General features: G+C 70.2%; 15 protein-coding genes. 13 read left to right on the top strand and 2 right to left on the bottom strand.

The annotated features are described in order from the left end of the window. The first annotated feature begins 29 nt into the window (after nt 1-29). Genes ACX93N_RS02295 through ACX93N_RS02285 form a run of 3 tightly spaced genes read left to right on the top strand, consistent with a single transcriptional unit; the run spans nt 30 to nt 5,642 of the window. Nucleotides 30-650: a class I SAM-dependent methyltransferase gene (locus ACX93N_RS02295; RefSeq protein ID WP_459426763.1), complete on the top strand. Its 621-nt coding sequence runs from the start codon at nt 30-32 to the stop codon at nt 648-650. Next, a complete protein-coding gene (locus ACX93N_RS02290) occupies nt 631-2,436 on the top strand; it encodes an autotransporter assembly complex protein TamA (RefSeq protein ID WP_459426762.1) in 1,806 nt (601 codons plus the stop codon). Before ACX93N_RS02295 ends, ACX93N_RS02290 begins: the two co-directional genes overlap by 20 nt. Further along, the gene (locus ACX93N_RS02285; protein ID WP_459426761.1) at nt 2,433-5,642 is read left to right on the top strand and encodes a translocation/assembly module TamB domain-containing protein; all 3,210 of its coding nucleotides are present in this window, start codon (nt 2,433-2,435) and stop codon (nt 5,640-5,642) included. The genes ACX93N_RS02290 and ACX93N_RS02285 overlap by 4 nt, the downstream gene beginning before the upstream one ends. 22 nt (nt 5,643-5,664) lie before the next feature. On the opposite strand, the gene ACX93N_RS02280 is transcribed toward ACX93N_RS02285, so the two are convergent. Both ACX93N_RS02280 and ppdK read right to left on the bottom strand, forming a co-directional pair. Beyond that, nucleotides 5,665-6,843, bottom strand: a complete 1,179-nt coding sequence (locus ACX93N_RS02280; protein WP_459426760.1) for a pyridoxal-phosphate-dependent aminotransferase family protein — start codon at nt 6,841-6,843, stop codon at nt 5,665-5,667. Nucleotides 6,844-6,871: 28 nt separating this feature from the next. Next, nucleotides 6,872-9,472: a pyruvate, phosphate dikinase gene (ppdK, locus tag ACX93N_RS02275; RefSeq protein ID WP_459426759.1), complete on the bottom strand. Its 2,601-nt coding sequence runs from the start codon at nt 9,470-9,472 to the stop codon at nt 6,872-6,874. 138 nt (nt 9,473-9,610) lie between these two features. Here ppdK and ACX93N_RS02270 point away from each other — a divergent pair, with 138 nt between their 5' ends. The 10 genes from ACX93N_RS02270 (at nt 9,611) to ACX93N_RS02225 (ending at nt 20,041) form a co-directional block, all read left to right on the top strand. Further along, nucleotides 9,611-10,297 (top strand): hypothetical protein, encoded by a 687-nt coding sequence (locus ACX93N_RS02270; protein ID WP_459426758.1) that lies wholly within the window; start codon nt 9,611-9,613, stop codon nt 10,295-10,297. Beyond that, complete coding sequence (locus ACX93N_RS02265; protein ID WP_459426757.1) at nt 10,297-11,424, top strand: hypothetical protein; 1,128 nt, start codon at nt 10,297-10,299, stop codon at nt 11,422-11,424. Before ACX93N_RS02270 ends, ACX93N_RS02265 begins: the two co-directional genes overlap by 1 nt. Before the next feature lie 59 nt (nt 11,425-11,483). After that, nucleotides 11,484-12,191, top strand: coding sequence for a helix-turn-helix domain-containing protein (locus tag ACX93N_RS02260; protein WP_459426756.1), 708 nt, complete (start codon nt 11,484-11,486; stop codon nt 12,189-12,191). Between the two features lie 8 nt (nt 12,192-12,199). After that, nucleotides 12,200-14,404: a bifunctional 23S rRNA (guanine(2069)-N(7))-methyltransferase RlmK/23S rRNA (guanine(2445)-N(2))-methyltransferase RlmL gene (rlmKL, locus tag ACX93N_RS02255; RefSeq protein ID WP_459426755.1), complete on the top strand. Its 2,205-nt coding sequence runs from the start codon at nt 12,200-12,202 to the stop codon at nt 14,402-14,404. Between the two features lie 254 nt (nt 14,405-14,658). Further along, nucleotides 14,659-15,123, top strand: coding sequence for a flavodoxin (locus tag ACX93N_RS02250; RefSeq protein WP_459426754.1), 465 nt, complete (start codon nt 14,659-14,661; stop codon nt 15,121-15,123). Nucleotides 15,124-15,193: 70 nt separating this feature from the next. Further along, nucleotides 15,194-15,673 carry a PaaI family thioesterase gene (locus ACX93N_RS02245; RefSeq protein ID WP_459426753.1) on the top strand — a complete coding sequence of 160 codons (480 nt, stop codon included), beginning with the start codon at nt 15,194-15,196 and terminating at the stop codon, nt 15,671-15,673. 103 nt (nt 15,674-15,776) lie between these two features. After that, nucleotides 15,777-17,204 (top strand): 3-isopropylmalate dehydratase large subunit, encoded by a 1,428-nt coding sequence (gene leuC, locus ACX93N_RS02240; protein ID WP_459426752.1) that lies wholly within the window; start codon nt 15,777-15,779, stop codon nt 17,202-17,204. A gap of 7 nt (nt 17,205-17,211) precedes the next feature. Continuing rightward, complete coding sequence (gene leuD, locus ACX93N_RS02235; RefSeq protein WP_459426797.1) at nt 17,212-17,871, top strand: 3-isopropylmalate dehydratase small subunit; 660 nt, start codon at nt 17,212-17,214, stop codon at nt 17,869-17,871. Between the two features lies 1 nt (nt 17,872). Then, the gene (leuB, locus tag ACX93N_RS02230) at nt 17,873-18,970 is read left to right on the top strand and encodes a 3-isopropylmalate dehydrogenase (RefSeq protein WP_459426751.1); all 1,098 of its coding nucleotides are present in this window, start codon (nt 17,873-17,875) and stop codon (nt 18,968-18,970) included. Between the two features lie 45 nt (nt 18,971-19,015). Continuing rightward, nucleotides 19,016-20,041, top strand: a complete 1,026-nt coding sequence (locus ACX93N_RS02225; RefSeq protein ID WP_459426750.1) for an aspartate-semialdehyde dehydrogenase — start codon at nt 19,016-19,018, stop codon at nt 20,039-20,041. Nucleotides 20,042-20,044 lie beyond the last annotated feature (3 nt).

Raw genomic sequence — 20,044 nt, 5'->3', positions numbered from 1 at the left:
AGGGGCTGCCACCGCGCGGGGACAGACCGATGAACTTCTACGAACGCCACATCCTGCCGCACGTCATCAACTGTGCCTGCGGTACGAAGCCGGTGCGCAGGCAGCGACAGAAGGTCGTTCCCCGCGCTCGCGGTGTGGTGCTTGAGATCGGCATCGGCACCGGTCTCAATCTCCCGTTCTACAACGGCGCTGCGGTGGAGCGCCTGGTCGGGCTCGATCCGTCGGAAGCCTCCTGGGCGCTGGCCGCCGAGCGGGGCAGTGACCTGCCGTTCCCGGTGGAATTCATCGGCCTGCCGGGAGAGGAAATTCCCCTGCCCGAGAACAGCGTGGACAGTATCGTCATGACCTTCAGCCTGTGCACGATCCCGGCTCCCCTCGACGCCCTGGCGGGTATGGCGCGCGTGCTCCGTCCCGGGGGAGAACTGATCTTCTGCGAGCACGGCCTGGCCCCGGACCCCGGCGTGCAGCGCTGGCAGCGTCGCCTGAACCCGCTCTGGCGTCGCATCGCCGGTGGCTGCCACCTCGACCGGGACATCCCGGCGCTCCTGGCCGCCGGCGGTTTCCGCGCGGTCGAGCAGGAGGCGATGTATCTCCCGGGGACGCCGCGTATCGCCGGCTTCAACACCTGGGGTGCTGCGGTTCACGCCTGAGGCGGGCGGCTGCCGCCGCCGCCTCCTCGCCGCGGGGCTTTGCGCCCTGGCCCTGTTGGGTGCGCCCGCGTTCGCACTGGACTACCGCGTCTCCGGTGTGGACGGCGCGGTGCGCGATAATGTCCGCGCCTACCTGGGCACGCCGCCGAAAGAGGGCGCCGCCGTGGCGCGCGCCCTGGAAGCGGCGCGTGGTCGCGTCGCGGAGGCGCTGCAGGCACTCGGCTACTACCGGCCGGTTATCGAGCTTCGCTACCTGGATGCAGACGGCCGGGACCTCGGTCCCGGCGCGGCGCCCTCGGCCGTGGCGCGCCTGGAAGTACGGATCGATCCGGGCGAGCGGGTGCGGCTCGGTGAGGTGCGCATCGAGCTTGCCGGCGAGGCTGGCCAGGACCCGGCGCTCACCGGGCTCGTCGAGGCGACTGCCCTGGTGCCTGGCGCGCCCCTCGACCATGGCCGCTACACCGCCTTCAAGCGGGAGCTGCAGACCCAGGCCCGCGCCCGCGGCTACCTCGACGGGCGCTTCACGGAGCACAGCCTGCGCGTGGACCCGGCGGCAGGCGTTGCCGACGTTGCCCTGGTGTTTGCAAGTGGCCTCCGCTATGCCTTCGGAACGATCAGTCACGATGAGGCCCAGCTGGACCGGGAGCGCTTCGAGGCGCTGCTGCCCTTCGCGCCGGGCGCCCCCTACGACGAGGAAAAGCTGCAGCAACTCGGTGCACGGCTGCGCGCGACGGGACTCTTCGGGGGTGTTTCCGTGATGCCCCGGCCGGGGCGCGCGGCAGAGCAGGCAGTTCCCGTGCGGGTGGAACTGGTACCGGCTCCGATGCATTCGCTGGAATTCGGCGTGGGCTTTCGCACCGATACCCGGGGGCGGGTCTCGGCCCTCTGGCGCAGTCCCCGACTCAATCGCGCGGGGCACAGCCAGGAAACGCGGCTGCGCTGGTCGCCGGTCAACCCCGGCGGCAGCAGCGTCTACCGCATTCCGCTGGGGCACCTGCTGCGCGACAGCGTGCAGCTTCGCGCCAGCCTGGAGGACAACCGCTATGGCGACCTGGACAGTCGCCAGGGCGTAGCCGGCGTTCGCTACGAGCACTCGGGCGAGCACTGGGTCTCGAGCGTCGGCCTGCGCGCGCTGCGGGAGGACTGGTCCGTGCTCGAGGAGGAGTTCGATGCCGACTACGTGCTGCCGGGCCTGACGCTCTCCCGGCGCAGCCGCCGCGGCAGTGTGATCGATCCTGCCGGCGGCTTCAGCCAGTTCTACAGCCTGGAGGCTGCGGCCGACAGCGCAGGTTCCGCCAGCGATCTCGTCCGGCTCTACGGCAACTGGCGCTGGATCGGCAGTTCCGGCGGGGGGCATCGCTTCGTGGGCCGCCTGGAGCTCGGCGCGCTCTTCGGCAGCTCGCAGCGCCCGGAAACCCTCGCCCCCTCCCTGGGCTTCTTCGCGGGCGGCGATCAGAGCGTGCGAGGCTACGAGTATCAGTCCATCGGCTATGAGGTGCTGTACAGGCCGGCGGCGGGATCGGCTGCGAGCGTCACCGTTGGCGGCGAGCGCCTTGTCACCGGGAGCATCGAGTACCAGCGCTATCTCAGCGAGCGCTGGCGCGTCGCCGTGTTTGCCGATGCCGGTGATGCCTTCGTTGATGACGACGTGGATTTCAAGGTCGGCGCAGGTTTCGGTGTACATTTCCTGACGCCCGTGGGCGCGCTCAAGCTCGAGGTGGCCAACAGCGTGAGCGAGGCGAACCCGGACTGGCGCGTGCACATCAATATCGGGGCGGAGCTGTGAGGCGCTGGCGCCGCTGGCTGGCGGGAACGGTGCTGCTGGCACTGCTCGGGTTGCTGCTGGCTCCCGCGACGGCACCGGGAACACGGCTGCTGGCGACTGTGGTCAACCGTTTGCCCGGGATCACGGTCGCGGGCGTCGATGGTCGGCTTTTCGGGGCGCTGCGGGTAGAGCGTGTTTCGCTCGCGCTGGCGGGGTTCGAGTTGCGCCTGCGCCAGTTCCACTCAGTGCTGCGACCCGGCTGCCTGCCTCGCGGTGAACTGTGCTTCGAGCTGCTCGAGGCCGCCGCACTCGATCTCGATCTCCGCATGGAGGAGGGCGGGCGGGATGGCGCACGCCCGGCACCGCTGCCGTTCCCGGTGCGCGCCGGGCGCCTGGCCATCGGGACGCTGGCGCTGCAGATCGACGAGACGGCCCTCGCCTTTGCGGACGTGGAGGCTGAGCGGCTGCGGGCCGCAGAGCGCCGGATCAGCGTCCGCGCACTGGCGCTCGCGCTCGATGGCGTCGGCCGTGCCCGCGCACAGGCGCGACTGGCCCTGGACCGGGACTGGCCGCTGGCCCTCGACGGAACCTTTGAACCAGCCGCCGCCCTGGTCGCGGGGCTGCCGGAGGCCGTCTCCCTGGCCGGGCCGGTCGCGGTCCATGCCGAGGGGCCGCCGACGGCACTGGCGCTCTCGGTGGACGCGGCCGTCGACGTGAGGGCGCTCGGCGGCCGGGTGCAAGCACGTGGCGAGGGTACGCTGCGCTGGCCGGCGCTCGCGGTGGCGTCGCTGGCGCTGGACAGTCCGACGGGCAGCGTCCAGGCCCGGGGCGATGCAGCGCTTCGAGCGCGCCGGGCCCGGCTTTCCGTGACCGTGAGCAACCTGGCGCCGACGGCGGCGGACTGGCCCCTCGCGCCGGCGAGCGGCAGCGGGCAGCTGCTGCTGGCATTCGACGACGGGCCACGGGTCGCGCTCTCGAAACTGCAGCTCACCAGCGGCTGGCAGGGCCAGGCGCTCGGTCTCGCCGGCGACGCGGCCTGGGAGCCCGGCATGGCGCTGCCCCGGCTCGCGCTATCCGGGACACTTGCCGGGCTTCCGTGGGAAGCCCGCGGCGGTGGCGGTGAGCCGATGGCCTTCGCGTTGACCAGCCGCGGGCCCTTCACGATCGCCGACGTGACGCTCGATGGCCTGACCGCGACGGGTGAAGTCGCTGCCGACGGCAGCGCGGTAAAGGCCCGGGGAAGCGTCGCAGGGCTCGACGGGGGCGCCGTTAGTGCCTCGGGGCTCGAGCTGGATGCAACGGTCACGCCCGGCGACGCCTGGTCGGTAACTGCCCGCGGCAGTGCTGGCGGCGTGCTGATCGCCGGGCAGGCGCTCGAGGGTGTCCGGTTCCGGGGCGAGGCCGGCGCGGCCGGCGGCGCGCTGGCGCTTTCCCTGGCCGGCGCCATTGCCGGTGACCTGGCCCTGGCAGCGACGGCCGGGGACGGCGGCCGCTGGGACCTCGTGCTCGAGCCCCTGGCACTGGCGACCCCGCTCGGGCAGCTCTCCCGCGACGAGGCGCTGTCGCTGGCGCTGCAACCCGCTCCCTGGCGCGCCGTGTTTCCAGAGCACTGCTGGGCGCTCGACGCCGTCTCGCTCTGCCTGGCCGAGGGCGAGGCGGGGAGCGAAGGCGAGATCGCGGCGCAGCTCGAGGGAGAGCTGGTATTGCCGGGTGGGGCCGTCGCGGCGCTGGATGCCGCCCGCGGCGACCTGGCCGGCGGTCTCGAGGCGCGCTGGGGAGGCGGCCGCTCATCGCAGGTCGAGGCCGATCTCGTCGTCGATGGCATTCGCGTGACGCCGGCCGGGCTGGCGGAGCCGCTCGCGGACCCGGGGCGCCTGGCGCTCGCCGCGTCGCTCCGTGACGTGTTGTCGCTGGAGGGCGAACTCACCGGGGGCGCGCTCGGGGCGGTGAACCTCTCGGCGAGGCGTGGCAGCGCGGGCTGGCGCGGCGACGTGGCGGTGGCGGGTGCTTCGCTCGCCTACCTGCAGCCGCTGCTGTCAGGGGTCTCGCTACTGGACGGCACGGTCAGCGGGGAGCTGGCCCTCGCCGCGCCGGGGCCGGCCTTCGTGACCGGGGGGCAGCTCGCGCTCGAGGGCGGGCGCCTGCGCCTCCGCGGCAGCGACGCCGAGCTGGAGGCGCTGTCGCTAACGCTACGCCCGGGTGAAGGCGGTGACCTCGCGATTGACGGCAAGGGCGAGTATGGCGCCGGTCCCGTGCGCATCACGGGCACCTTCGATCCGGCCGCTCCGCAGCTGGCCCTCGACCTGGAAGGGCAGCGCAATGCCGTGCACTGGCCCGGGCTCCTGGACGCGACGGTCTCGCCCACGCTTGCCCTGGCCTACCAGGACGGTACTGCGGCGCTGGAAGGTGAGCTGCGCGTGCACGGGGGGCGCCTGGCGCCGGACCAGGTCGGCACCGGCGGCGTCGCGCTGTCGCCCGATGCACAGATCGTCGGGGATGAGGGGCGGCAGCCGCTGCTGCGCACGCGCATCGACCTCAGGATCCTGGTGGAGGAACGCTTCCGGGTCGTGGGCGACCTGGTCGATGCCACCGTCGGCGGTGACCTGCGGCTGCGCCAGGCGCCCGCGGGGCCGGCGCAGCTTTTCGGCCGCGTCGCCGTGGTCGGGGGCGAGCTGCGTGCCTACGGGCAGCAGCTGGAACTGCGCGAGGGCAGCATGGCCTTCACGGGAGACCCGGAAAACCCCCAGCTCGACCTGCGGGCGGAGCGCCAGTTCCCGGCCGAGGCGCTGCGGGTGGGTTTCACCGTCGGCGGCAGCCTGCGCGAACCGCGCCTGGACCTGTACTCTAAGCCGCAGCTGCCCCGCGAGGCACAGCTCTCCTGGCTGGTTCGCGGCCGCCCGCCCGATGCCGGGGCGAGCATGGACGGCACCGCGCTCGCTCTGTCCGTCGGCACCTCGGCCCTCAACCAGACGTCGCTGGTCCGTTCCCTGAACCGGCTGCCGGGGCTCAGCAACGTGTCCCTGGGAACGGAGAGCGGCAGCGCGGGGACGGCCGCCACCATCAGCGGCTATGTCGGTGACCGCCTGTACCTGTCCTACGGCATGGGCCTCTACGAGCCGGTGAACACGCTGACCGCGCGCCTTTACCTGCGCGCCCGCCTATGGCTGGAAATGGTTTCCGCGCTCGAGAACTCCGTGGATATCTATTACCGCTTCGATATCGACTAGCGCCCCGGCGGGGGTCCGCGTCTCAGGTGCCGTAGCTGGCCCGGGCGGCTGCGACCGCGGCGCCGGCATCGCAGCGGTGGCCCTGCTGGCCGAGCACCGCCGCCAGCGCCGTGAGCAGCGCGTAAACGTTGCGTTCCCGGCTGGAGTGGCCCATGAGGCCGATGCGCCAGGCCTTGCCGGCGAGGGCGCCTAGGCCCGCGCCGATCTCGATGTCAAAGTCGGCCAGCAGGGCACCGCGCACCGCGGCATCGTCGATGCCCTCGGGGATGTGCACGGCGTTCAGCTGCGGCAGGCGCCACTCGGGGGCCACCACGAGGGACAGGCCCAGGGCCTCGAGGCCCGCGACCAGGGCCTCGTGGTTGCGCCGGTGCCGCGCATGGGCGGCGTCGAGGCCCTCTTCCTCGAGCATCACCAGTGACTCGTGCAGGGCGTAGAGGGCGTTCACCGGGGCCGTGTGGTGGTAGGCGCGCTTGCTGCCGCCGCCCCAATAGCCCATGACCAGCTGCATGTCGAGGAACCAGCTCCGGGCGCGCTCCTCGCGGGCCTGGATGCGCTCGACGGCGCGCTCGCTGAAGGTCACCGGTGCGATGCCGGGGACACAGGACAGGCATTTCTGCGTGCCGGAGTAGACGGCGTCCGCCCCCCAGGCGTCCACTTCCAGTGGAATACCCGCCAACGCGGTGACTGCGTCGACAATGGACAGGGCGCCGTGCTCCCGCGCCAGCGCACAGAGCGCGGCGGCGTCGGAGCGGGCGCCCGTCGAGGTTTCCGCGTGGACGAAGGCGAGCACCGACGCCTCGGGGTGGGCGGCGAAGGCCTCGCGGACCTTGTCCACGCTGACCGGGTCGCCCCAGGCATCTTCCACCATCACGGCGGTGGCGCCGCAGCGCTCGACGTTCTCGCGCATGCGCCCGCCGAAGACGCCGTTCTGGCAGACGATCACGGTGTCCCCCGGGGACAGCAGGTTCACGAAGCAGGCCTCCATGCCCGCCGAGCCCGGTGCGGACACCGGCAGCGTCAGCGCGTTCTCCGTGCGGAAGGCGTACTGCAGCAGCCGCTTGATGTCGTCCATGAGATCCACAAAGAGCGGGTCGAGATGGCCGATCGTCGGCCGGCCCAGGGCGCCCAGGACGCGGGCCGGTACGTCAGAGGGGCCGGGGCCGAGGAGCGTGCGCTGCGGCGGGTGGAAGCTGGCGGTCATCGGGGGTCTCCGTGAAGCGGGTCAGGGGTCAGCCTTCGGCGAGGACATGGGCCTGTGCGGCGGCCACGCGCGCCACCGGCACGCGGTACGGGCTGCAGGAGACGTAGTCGAGGCCGAGCTCGTGGCAGAACTGGATCGAGCGCGGGTCGCCGCCGTGCTCGCCGCAGATACCGTACTTGATGCCCTTCGCGACGGCTCGCGATTCCTCGACGGCGAGGCGCATGAGCCGGCCGACGGCGCGCTGGTCGAGGCTGATGAAGGGGTCGTGCTCGATGAGCTTCTTGTCGAGGTACTGCGGGATGAAGCGGCCGGCATCATCGCGCGAAAAGCCGTAGGTCATCTGCGTGAGGTCGTTGGTGCCGAAGCTCATGAATTCCACCGCGGTGGCGAGGCGGTCCGCCCCGAGGCAGGCCCGGGGCGTTTCCATCATCGTGCCCACCTTGTAGCGCAGAGACACGGATTTCTCGCCGAGCACCTTGCGGATGCTGGCGTCGATGATGTCGCCGACGAGGCGGATCTCGCGCACGTTTACCGTGAGCGGAATCATGATTTCCGGGTAGGGCTGGTAGCCTTCCTCGATGGCCGAAAGCGCCGCGCCAATGATCGCGCGCACCTGCATGCGGGTGATCTCCGGGTAGACCACGGACAGGCGGCAGCCGCGGAAGCCGAGCATCGGGTTCACCTCGGACAGCTCGGCGACGGCGGTCTGCACCTGCCCGGAGTGCAGGTCGAGGCGCTTCGCCAGCGCCCGCGTCTCCTCCTCGCCGTGGGGCAGGAACTCGTGCAGCGGCGGGTCGAGAAGCCGCACGGTGACCGGCAGCCCGTCCATGGCCTTGAACAGCGCGACCATGTCCGCCTGCTGGAAGGCCTGCAGCTTCTTCAGGTAGCCCTTCCGGGCCTTCCTGTCCGGGGCGAGGATCATGGCGCGCATGAGGTCGATGCGCTCGGCCTCGAAGAACATGTGCTCCGTGCGGCACAGGCCGATGCCCTCGGCGCCGAGCTCCCGCGCCCGGATCGCGTCCTCGGGCGTCTCGGCGTTGGCGCGCACCTTGAGGCGGCGGTGCTTGTCGGCCCAGGAGAGCAGGGTCTGGAAGTCGTCGCTGGAGCTCGCCTCGGTCTTCGGGATGTCGCCGAGCATGACCTCGCCGGCGGTACCGTCGAGGGTGATGATGTCGCCGCGCTTCAGGGTCACGCCGTCCTTCGTCGTCGCGGTGCCGGCGTCGGCGTTCACCGACAGGCTGCTTGCGCCGGTAATGGCGCACACGCCCATGCCGCGGGCGACCACCGCCGCGTGCGAGGTCATGCCGCCGAGCTCGGTGAGGATGCCCGCGGCGACCTTCATGCCGTGGATATCCTCCGGCGTCGTTTCCCGGCGCACCAGGATCACCGCGGTGCCGTCCCGGGCCACCTCGACCGCCTCGTCGGCGGAGAACACGATGGCCCCGGTGGCGCCGCCGGGGCTCGCCGGCAGGCCGGTGGCGATGATGTCGGTCTTCGCCTCCGGGTCGACCATAGGATGGAGGAAGGCCTCCACGTGCTCCGGCGAGACGCGCAACAGCGCCTCCTTCTCGTTGATCAGCCCCTCGCCAACCATGTCCACGGCGATCTTCACGGAGGCGCGGCCGGTACGCTTGCCGCTGCGGGTCTGCAGCATGTAGAAGCGGCCTTCCTGCACCGTGAACTCGATGTCCTGCATATCCCGGTAGTGGCGCTCGAGGAGGGCCTGGGTCTCGTTCAGCTGGTCGTAGACCGCCGGCAGCCTGTCCTTGAGGGCGGAAATCGGCTGCGGCGTGCGCGTGCCGGCGACAACGTCCTCGCCGGCGGCGTTGAACAGGAATTCGCCGAAGAACCGGTTCTCCCCGGTGGAGGGATTGCGCGTGAAGGCGACTCCGGAGCCGGAGTCATCGCCGAAGTTGCCGTAGACCATGGACTGCACGGTGACCGCGGTGCCGAGGGAGTCGGGGATGTTGTTCATCTCCCGGTACACGTTGGCCCGCGGCGTGTGCCAGGACAGGAACACCGCCTCGACGGCCATGCGCAGCTGCACGAAGGGATCCTGCGGGAAATCGGCCATGGCCTTGAAGCGCTCGACGATGGCCTGCCAGTCCGCCGCGGTCATGTCCACGTCGGTCTCGTAGCCGCGCTCCTTCTTGTAGTGCTCGATCTCCTTCTCGAAGGCGTGCGCGTCGTGGTTCATGACCACCTCCGCGAACATCTGGATGAAGCGCCGGTAGGAGTCGTAGGCAAAGCGCGGGTTGTCGGTCTTCCGCGCCAGGCCTTCGGCGATGGCGTCGTTCAGGCCGAGGTTGAGGATCGTGTTCATCATTCCCGGCATGGAGATCGGGGCGCCGGAGCGGACCGAGAAGAGGAGGGGGTTCTCCGGGTCGCCGAAGCGGGCATCCATCTTCTTCTCGACCAGATCGAGGGCCACCCGGTACTCCTGCTCGAGCAGGTTCGGCAGCTTGTTGCCGTTCTCGAAGAACTCGCGGCAGGTGGGCGTGGTGATGATGAAGCCGAAGGGTACGGGCAGGCCGAGGTTGGTCATTTCGCAGAGGTTCGCGCCCTTGCCGCCGAGGAGGTCGCGATCCTCGCGGTTGCCTTCGTTGAACAGGTAGACGCGCTTGGCCATGGGAACCCCTTCCCCTTTCGGGTGTCTAGCTGGCGAGGTGGCGCAGTATACTGGCAAGGTGGCAGTCGCGTCATACCTGCCGCCGGGGCAACGCCATCAGGCGCGGCCCGCCCACCCAGGAACGGAGCAGCCCACGCAGTGATCCGCCAAGCTCTCGCCAGCCTCGTCCCGCTGCTGTGCCTGCTGGCCTGTGCCTCGGACCCGACCCTGACGGGACCGCCGCGGGAGCCGGACCCGGTGGACTTCAGCGGCCACTGGGAGCTGAACTACGGTCAGAGCGACAATATCCAGTCGCGCCTCACGACCCTCGTGCGGGACCTGCAGCGGCGCAGTGCCCGCGCGTCCAACCTGCGCAGCGAGCGCGGCGGCCTGGTGCTCGGCGGGAGCGGCACCGACAGTGCGCCGTCGGTCGTGGGTCTCGCGCGCATGGCGGAGCTCATCACCTCGTCGCAGCTGCTGGAGGTGGACCAGGGCCGGACGCGGATCCGCATCGATCGCGAGGGCAACTTCGCGCTGACCTGCGACTTCCTGCGCGACCCGGGCCGCGTGGACGACCTCGGTGTCGGCCGGGAGAGCTGCCGTTGGGACGGCCAGCAGCTGGTCTTCGTCATCAGCCTCCCCGAGGGCCTGTCCATCCGTCACCGGGTGGCGCTCTCGGGCTCCGGGCAGCAGCTGGGCATCGTCACCACGGTCTTTTCCGACCAGGTCAGCGCGCCCTTTACGGTGCGCCGCATCTATGACCGCTACGAGCCGGGCAGCCGCGGCTACCGTTGCGAGGAGACGCTGAGCCGGGGCCGCGTCTGTACCACGGAGGAGAGCCCCTGATGCGCCTGTTTTACCGGTTTGCCGCTCTCGGCGTTGCCGCTCTGCTGGTGGCTGCCTGCGCCGGCGCCCCGAAGCCGCCGACGCCGGAGCAGGTCGACGGCAGCGCCGCCTGGCCGCCGGCGGTCGGTGCCGTGACCCTGGCCCGCGCCGCTGCGCCGCCGGCGACGGCACTGGACGTCATCATCGAGGTGTTCGACACGGGGCTCGCGGAAGCCGCAGCCCGCCCCGGGGACGAGCCGGTCTTTGCCGCCGTGCGCAAGGCCGAAGCGTTCTACATGCCCCTCAGGCTTCGCGCGGCGCTGGTGGAGAGTGGTCACTGGGGTGTCGTCCGCGTGGCGCCCCGGCCCAGTGAAACGGCGGCCCTGGCGATCAGCGGAGAGATCGTTCACTCCGACGGCGCGGACCTGGTGCTCGCCGTGCGTGCCGTTGATGCCCGTGGTGACGTCTGGCTTGACCGCGAGTACCACGACCGCGCCGCGGCGGCGGACTATCCCGTCGAGCGGGGGGCGGACCCCTTCGGCGACCTCTACCGCCAGGTGGCCAACGACCTGGCCGCCGCGCAGCGCGCCCGCGCCGTATCCGTACTGCCCACCGTCGCGCTGCTGCGCTATGCCCGGGTGCTGGCCCCGGGGGTCTTTGCCGACTACCTCGTCACCGGTGAGGACGGGCGCCGTGAACTGCGCCGGATGCCGGCGGCCGGCGACCCGATGCTGGGGCGCGTGCAGCGCCTGCGCAACCAGGAATACCTGTTCATCGACGCGGCGGACGAGCAGTATGGCGACCTGGTCGACCGCTTCGCGCCCACATACCACCTGTGGCGTCAGTACGCGCACGAGCTCGCGCTCTATGAGACCGACTACCTCGCCCGTGCGGGAGAGCGCGAGATCAATGCGCGGCGCGGCACGTACGCGGCGATGCAGCAGACCTACGGCCGCTTCCGGCGCGTGAAGATCCACGAGCAGGACCTCGAAGAGCTGGCCGAGGGTTTCGACAACGAGGTGACGGAGACGGTCATCGATGTCGACGACCGCGTTTACCGGCTGAGCGGGTCCCTCACTGCGCAGTACGATGAGTGGCGCGAGATCCTGCAGCGGATTTTTGCCCTCGAGTCCGGGGGCGTGCCCTGAACTCGCCGGTGGCCCCGCAAGACGTTCAGGCGAGCGCCCAGAGGGGTTATGCTGTCGTCATGGCCAAAGCGGATGACAAATCGTCCCAGGAATCGCTCCTCGACGCGCTCAAGCGCCTCACCGGGCAGGTAGCCGGGGGGACCATGGATCTCGCCGTCGCCACCGGCACGCTCGGGGCCATGTTCGGCGAGACGTGGCTGCGCAACGCCCTCGCCCTGTCCCTGTCGCCGGAGCGGCACGAGGCCATGGCCGAGGCCGGGCACCTGTTGCGCGACCTGCGGCAGACCGCCGGCCTCTCGCTGCGCGAGCTGTCCGAGGACCTGGGCCTTGCGGATCCGGAACTGCTCGCCGACGTGGAGCGGGGCGAGAAGATCCTGCCCATCGAGCACGTGCTTAGGGCCGCCTCACTGCTCGCCCGGCACGACCCGGTGCCGTTCCTGATCCGCTTCCTGCGGACCTATAACCCCCAGCTCGAGCGGGCCCTGGAAGACTGGGGCGTGATGGCGCTGCCGAAGCAGTTCGAGCGCGAGCGGCGCTTCATCAACCTCTACCGCCAGCACGATTTCCTGCGCGAACTCAGCGACGACGAGTTCGCCCGCTTCATTGACTACATGGACAGCTCGACGCACCTCGTGGCCGATGTCATGGCGCGGGAAAAGGCAGCCTGGGCGTCGAAGCGGAAGTCGAAGCGGAAACAGCCGGCCCCGAGGCAAAAGAAGCGCCCTGCGACCACGCGCCGGGGCACCGGTAAACGCGGCAGCGACTGAGCGCATCCATGGAACAGGAACAATGGCTGGCGGTCTGCCCGCGCGGTGTCGCGCCGTTGCTCGTCGAGGAGCTGACCGCCCTGGGCGCCGAGGATGCCCGGGAGCAGGGCAGTGCGGTCAGCTTTCGTGGCCCGCGCGCGGTTTTCTACCGGGCCTGCCTCTGGAGCCGTCTGGCCAACCGGGTCCTGCTGCCCCTGGGCGAGTTTCCCGCGGCGGACGGCGATGCCCTCTACGCCAGCCTGCGCGGCATCGACTGGCCACAGCTCATCGCCCGCGGTGCGAGCATCGCAATTGATTTCCACGGCCGGAACAGTGCGATACGTCACAGCCGCTTCGGCGCCCAGCGCAGCAAGGATGCGATCGTCGATTGCTGCCGCGAGGCTGGCCTTCCGCGCCCCGCCGTGGACCTGGAGCGCCCGGACCTGCGCATCAGCGTGCAACTGCGCCGCGACCACGCCGCCGTGGCGCTCGACCTCACCGGCGGCAGCCTGCACCAGCGCGGCTACCGCCAGCGCAGCGGCGCCGCGCCATTGAAGGAGAATCTCGCCGCGGCGGTGCTCCTGCGCGCGGGCTGGCCGGCGCTGGCGGCACGCGACGGGGCGCTCATCGACCCCATGTGCGGCGCGGGCACCCTGCTCATCGAGGGCGCTCTCATGGCCCTGGACCGGGCGCCGGGGCTCGAGCGCAGGCACTGGGGCTTCGGCGGCTGGCGGGGGCACGACGAGGCGCAGTGGCGCGCGGTGCTTGGGGATGCCCGCCTGCGCGCCGAGCGCGCGGCCGACGGACCCGTGCCGGAGATTCGCGGCTACGACGCCGATCCGCGGGTGATCCGCGTCGCCCAGGAGGCGATTGGCCGCCTCGGCCTCGGCAAGGTGGTCCGCGTGAGCTGCAAGGCTCTCGCCGAGGTGAAGCGGCCCACGCACCGGCCGCTGCCGGAGGGGCTCGTGGTCTGCAATCCCCCCTACGGCGAGCGGCTGGGGGACCGGGACAGCCTGCCCCATCTCTACGGGCGCCTGGGCAAGGTGCTGCACGAGGAATTCGCCGGCTGGCAGGCGGCTGTGCTTACCGGCGACAGTGAACTCGGCCGGGCGACCGGCCTGCGCAGCCACCGGCAGTATGCGCTCTTCAACGGCGCGCTCCCGGTGACGCTGCTGCTGTTCGATCTCGGCGCTGATAACCGCTGGAACGCCGAGGCCCCGGCGCGGGCGGCGGCCCCCGCGGGAAACGCCCCGGAAGGGCCCGCCGCGGAGCTGGCGCCCCTCGGGGAGGGCGCCGCGATGTTCGCCAACCGGGTGCGTAAGAACGAGAAGCGCCTGCGCAGCTGGCGCCGGCGTGAGGGTATCGTCGCCTACCGCGTCTACGATGCGGACATGCCGGAATACGCCGTGGCCGTCGACTGCTACGGGGACCGGGTGCAGGTGGCCGAGTACGCCGCGCCGAAGGGCGTGGACCCGGCAGCCGCGGCGCGGCGCCTCGAGGACGTGCGCGCGGCCCTGCCGGAAGCCCTCGGCGTGCCGCCCGGGCACATCGTCTACAAGACCCGGCAGCGCCAGCGCGGCAGCGAGCAGTACCGTCGCCAGGGAGATCGCGGGGAGTTTTTCCCGGTCCGCGAGGGCCCGGCGAGCCTGCTCGTGAACCTTCACGACTATCTCGACACGGGGCTCTTCCTGGACCACCGGCCGCTGCGCCTGCGCCTTGGCAGGGAGGCGAAAGGGCGGGATTTCCTGAACCTGTTCTGCTACACGGGCAGCGCCACGGTGCATGCCGCTCTCGGCGGGGCCCGGAGCACGACCAGCGTGGATCTTTCCAATAGCTACCTCGGCTGGTTGCGGCGGAACCTCGCCGAAAACGGGCTGGCCGAGGGGCGGCACCGGGTGGTGCGGGCCGACGTGCGGGCCTGGCTGGGCAAGGCCGAGCCTGCCTGGGACCTGGTGCTGCTTGATCCGCCATCATTTTCCAACAGCGCTGCCATGGCATCGAGCTTCGACCTGCAGCGGGACCACCGGGCCCTGGTCGAGGCCGCGCTGGCTTGCCTGCGCCCGGGCGGGGTGTTGTACTTTTCCAACAACCGGCGCCGCTTCCGCCTCGACCCTGCGCTCGCCAGCCTGCCGGGCTGCGAGGACATCACCGCCGCGACCATCGACCCGGATTTTGCGCGGCGACCGGCCGTGCACCACTGTTTCCGCTTCGAGCGCCCGCAAGCGGAGAGCTAGTCGCTATACGGCGCGCGATGAGGCGCGTAAGGATCTGCTCACTTGACAGATTGTTTATCCACAGACCATCCGGGGTCACCAGTGGGCTTTTATGCCCGATTGCCAACCTGCATGCCTTTCTGCGAAAAGCATCATAACCAACTGTTTAATATGAAGAAAAATGGCCTTGATGTGGCAGTGGGGCGGAGCGCCGCCGCCGCCTTCCACCGGCGTTCAGCGCCGGTGAAGACGGTCTGCCCCCAGAGTTATCCACAATGACGGCGGTACCGCGCCTCCTGATTGCCTGGCACAGCCAGAGCGGTAGCTGCGCCCGGCTGGCCGCAGCAGCACTGCGCGGAGCCGGCCGCGCCGACGGTGCCGAAGCGGTGACGGGGCGCTGCGAAGACCTCGGCGCTGTGGAGGTCGCAGCGGCCAGCGGTCTCCTGCTGGTCGCTGCTGAGAACGCCGGGCGGCTCGCCGGTGGCGCGAAGCAGTTCCTCGACCGGGTGTTCTACCCGAGTATCGATCGTGATCTCGTGCTGCCGGCGGCGGTGCTCGTCTCGGCGGGCAACGACGGCCGTAACGCGGTGGGTGACATCGAGCGCATGCTCAGGGGTATTCCCTTTACACCGGCAACCGAGCCTTTAATAATCCGCGGCTTCCCCGGCCCCCGGGACCTCGGCCGGGCCGAGGAACTCGGCGAAGCGCTGGCCACGGGGCTTGCCCTCGGGCTGTTCTAACGGGTCTCGCATTTTACCCCGGGCGACTTCAGGCATTGGCTGACTTCACGCATTGGTTAAAGGAGCACACGTGAGCGACGAACTGGCATCGGTACCGGAAGGCTTCGAACAGCTGGAGGAGGGGCTCGGCTACAGCGACAGCCTGCAGCCCTACTACCGCCGCGTCGACGGGGATGAAGTGAGTTTCGGCCTCGTGGTGCTCGAGCAGCACGCCAACCTCATGGGCATCTGTCATGGCGGTTGCCTGATGACGCTCGCCGACATCGCTGCGGCGACGAGTATCAACATCCGCCTGCCGAAGCCCGCCGGCCTGCCGACCATCAACCTGGGCTTCGATTTCCTGTCCCCGGGGCGCTTCGGTCACTGGCTGCAGACGCGCACGCACCTGGTGGAAGTGAAGCGCCGCTTCGGCTTCTGCGCCGGGGTCATCGAAGACGGCGACAAGCCCGTGCTGCGCTACAGCGGGACGTTCTACCTCCCGGACCACGCGGGCATGTGGAAGGGCGGCGCCGGTGATGCCGCCCTGCGCCGCCTGGCCGGCGGGGAGTAGCGTTCCCGGCGCTGTCGCGGTAGGCTTCCCGCCCTGCCAAACCGGGGCTCGGTCCCGGCGCCTCTCCCCCGGTACGGGGATCCATGACTGAAACGGTGACTCCATGGCTGGAAAGACGCTCTATGACAAGCTCTGGGACAGTCACCTCGTCGAGGAGCGGGATGACGGATCTGCGCTGATCTACATTGACCGCCACCTCACGCACGAGGTGACCTCCCCGCAGGCCTTCGAGGGGCTGCGCCTGGCGGGCCGCCGCCCGTGGCGCCGCGACGCCAATATCGCGGTGCCGGACCATAACGTGCCCACGGACAGCGCGGAGCGCAGCGGTGGTGTCGCGGGCATCCTAGACCCGGTGTCGCGCCTGCAGGTGCGGACCCTGGACGAGAACTGCGCGGAGTTCGATATCGTCGAGATTCCCATCAACGATGTGCGCCAGGGCATCGTCCACGTCGTCGGTCCGGAGCAGGGCATTACGCTGCCCGGGGTGACCCTCGTCTGCGGTGATTCGCACACCTCGACGCACGGTGCGCTCGCGGCGCTCGCCCACGGCATCGGCACCTCCGAGGTGGAGCATGTGCTCGCCACCCAGTGCCTGCTGGCGCAGAAAATGAAAAACCTGCAGGTGCGCGTGAGCGGGCGTCTGGGCGAGGGCGTGACCGCCAAGGATCTCGCGCTGGCCATCATCGGCGAAATCGGCACCGCCGGCGGCACCGGTTACGCCATCGAGTACGCCGGCGAGGCGATCGAGGCGCTGAGCATGGAAGGGCGCATGACCCTCTGCAACATGTCCATCGAGGCGGGCGCCCGGGTCGGTCTCATCGCGGTGGACGACACAACCATCGAGTACGTGCGTGGCCGTCCCTACGCCCCCACCGGTGAGCTCTGGGAAAAGGCGGTTGCCGCCTGGCGCGACCTGCACTCCGATGCGGACGCGATCTTCGACCGGGTGGTGGAACTGCGCGCCGGGGATGTCAAGCCGCAGGTGACCTGGGGCACCTCCCCGGAAATGGTCGCTCCGGTGGACGGCGTGGTGCCGGACCCGGACAGCATGGACAGCCCCACCCGCGCCGAGGCGGCGCGCCGGGCCCTCGACTACATGGGTCTGGCGGCGGGCACGCCGATCCGTGACATCCGGCCGGACCGGGTCTTCATCGGCTCCTGCACCAACTCGCGCATCGAGGACCTGCGGGCCGCAGCTGCGGTGGTCAAGGGCCGCCAGGTGGCCGGGAGCATCAAGCAGGCCCTCGTGGTACCGGGCTCCGGCGAGGTGAAGCGGCAGGCGGAGGCCGAGGGCCTGGACCGCATCTTCCTGGATGCCGGCCTCGAGTGGCGCGAGCCCGGCTGCTCCATGTGCCTGGCGATGAACGCTGACAAGCTCGGCGCGGGCGAGCACTGCGCGTCCACCTCGAACCGTAACTTCGAGGGGCGCCAGGGCGCCGGCGGCCGCACTCACCTGGTCAGTCCCGCCATGGCCGCCGCCGCCGCGATCGCCGGTCATTTTATCGACGTCCGCGAACTCAGGGAGGACTGACGCCATGCTGCAGAAGCTCACCGTCCACGAGGGCCTCGTCGCGCCCATGGACCGCGCCAACGTCGACACGGACCTGATCATCCCGAAGCAGTTCCTCAAATCCATCAAGCGCACCGGCTTCGGCCCGAACCTGTTCGACAACCTGCGCTACCTCGACGAGGGCGAGCCGGGGCAGGACTGCAGCCAGCGGCCCCTGAACCCTGACTTTCCTCTCAATTTCCCCCGGTACCAGGGCGCGAGCATCCTCCTTGCGCGGGAGAACTTCGGCTGCGGCTCCAGCCGCGAGCACGCACCCTGGGCGCTGGCGGATTACGGCTTCCGCTGCATCATCGCGCCGAGTTTCGCCGACATCTTCTACAACAACTGCTTCAAGAACGGCATCCTCCCCGTGGTGCTGCCGGCGGCTGTGGTCGACGGGCTGTTCGCGGCCCTCTACGCCAATGAAGGCTACACGCTCACCGTGGATCTGCCGGCGCAGCGGGTGGTCGCCCCGGATGGCAGCGAGTGGCCCTTCGACGTCGACGGCTACCGCAAGGAGCGGCTCCTCGAGGGGCTGGACGACATCGGCAGCACGCTGAAGAGCGCCGATGCCATCCGTGCCTACGAGGCGCGCTGGCGCGAACAGTCACCGTGGCTCTTTGGCGGCTTCGACCGCCCCGCGTCCTGACATGGCAGGTGAAACGGCCGGCCGCCGCATCCTGGTCCTGCCCGGGGATCATATAGGGCCCGAGATCATGGCCGAGGCCGAGAAAGTCCTCGCCGCCGTGGACCGGCGCTTCTCCCTGGGGCTGACGCTGGAGCACGCGCTCATCGGCGGCGCCGCGTTCGATGCCTGTGGCGACCCGCTGCCGGCCGAGACCCTGGACCGCGCCCGGGAGGCCGATGCCATTCTCCTCGGCGCCGTGGGTGGTCCGGAGTGGGACGGGGTCGACCGCACCCTGCGCCCGGAGAAGGGCCTCCTGCGCATCCGCGCCGAGCTCGAACTCTTCGGCAACCTGCGCCCGGCGCTCCTCTATCCGCAGCTTGCCGAGGCCTCCAGCCTGAAGCCGGAAGTGGTCGCCGGACTGGACCTGCTCATCGTCCGCGAGCTCACCGGCGGCATCTATTTCGGCGAGCCCCGCGGCATCCGCACCCTGGATTCCGGCGAACGCGAGGGCTTCAACACCTATGTCTACCGCGAGTCCGAGATCGAGCGCATCGCCCGGCTCGCGTTCCGCCTCGCGGCCCGGCGCGGCGGGCGGCTCTGCTCCGTGGACAAGGCCAACGTTCTCGAGGCCACGGTGCTCTGGCGCGAGGTCGTCGAGCGCGTCGGCAGGGAGTTCCCGGAGGTCACGCTGACGCACCTCTACGTCGACAACGCCGCCATGCAACTGGTCATGGCGCCGAAGCAGTTCGACGTGATGGTGACCGGCAACCTCTTCGGCGACATCCTCTCGGACGCGGCCGCCATGCTCACGGGGTCCATCGGCATGTTGCCCTCGGCATCCCTGGATGCCGCGGGTCGTGGCCTCTACGAGCCCTGTCACGGCTCGGCGCCGGACATTTCCGGGCAGGGCGTGGCCAACCCGCTGGCGACGATCCTGTCGGTTGCCATGATGCTGCGCTACACGCTGGACGAACCGGCGGCGGCGGCGGCGATCGAGGCGGCGGTGGGGCAGGTGCTCGACAGCGGACTGCGCACGGCGGACATCTGCCCCGCCGGGCAGGAGCCGGTCGCCACCGCTACCATGGGGGACGCCGTGGTCGCTGCACTCACCGGCGGCTAGCGGGGACGACCGACAGACAGGCAGGACCAACGAGAGGAGGGAACGATGGCGAAACAGTTTGACGTAGCGGTGGTGGGTGCGACCGGCGCCGTGGGCGAGACGATGCTGGAGATCCTGGCCGAGCGGGAGTTTCCCGTGGGCGAGGTCTACGCCCTCGCCAGCGAGCGCTCTGCGGGCAAGACCGTGAACTTCGGCAACGGCCGCCTGACCGTACAGAACCTCGCCGATTTCGATTTCAGCAAGGTCGCCATCGGTCTCTTTTCCGCCGGCGGTTCCATCTCGGCAGAGTTCGCGCCGCAGGCCGCCGAGGCCGGCTGTGTCGTCATCGACAACACGTCCCACTTCCGCCGGGACCCGGACATCCCCCTGGTCGTGCCGGAGGTGAACCCCGAGGCGCTGGCCCGCTACGGCGACCGCAACATCATTGCCAACCCGAACTGCTCGACGATCCAGATGCTGGTGGCGCTGAAGCCGATCTACGATGCCGTGGGCATCACGCGCATCAACGTCGCCACCTACCAGGCCGTTTCCGGTACCGGCAAGAATGCCATCGAGGAACTGGCCGGCCAGACGGCGCGGCTGCTCAACGGCCAGCCCGCCGAGTGCAGCGTGTACCCGCGGCAGATTGCCTTCAACGCACTGCCGCACATCGACAGCTTCCAGGACAACGGCTACACCCGGGAAGAGATGAAGATGGTCTGGGAGACGCAGAAGATCTTCGACGATCCGGAGCTCCTGGTGAACCCCACCTGCGTGCGGGTGCCGGTGTTTTACGGCCATTCCGAGGCGGTGCACATCGAGACGCGCGAGCCCATCGACGCCGACGCGGCGCGCGAGCTGCTTCGCGCAGCGCCGGGGGTGACGGTGCTCGACGAGCACGAGGACGGCGGTTATGCCACCGCGGTGAGCGAGGCGGCGGGCCACGACCCGGTATTCGTGAGCCGCATCCGCAAGGATATCTCGCACCCCTGCGGCCTGGACCTCTGGGTCGTGGCGGACAACGTGCGCAAGGGCGCTGCGTTGAACAGCGTGCAGATCGCCGAGTGCCTCGCCCGGGACTACCTCGCCTAGCAG

This window comes from Pseudohaliea sp., assembly GCF_054552115.1.
Note: the sequence above shows the minus strand (reverse complement) of the source record. Positions and strands in the feature narration are given on the sequence as shown.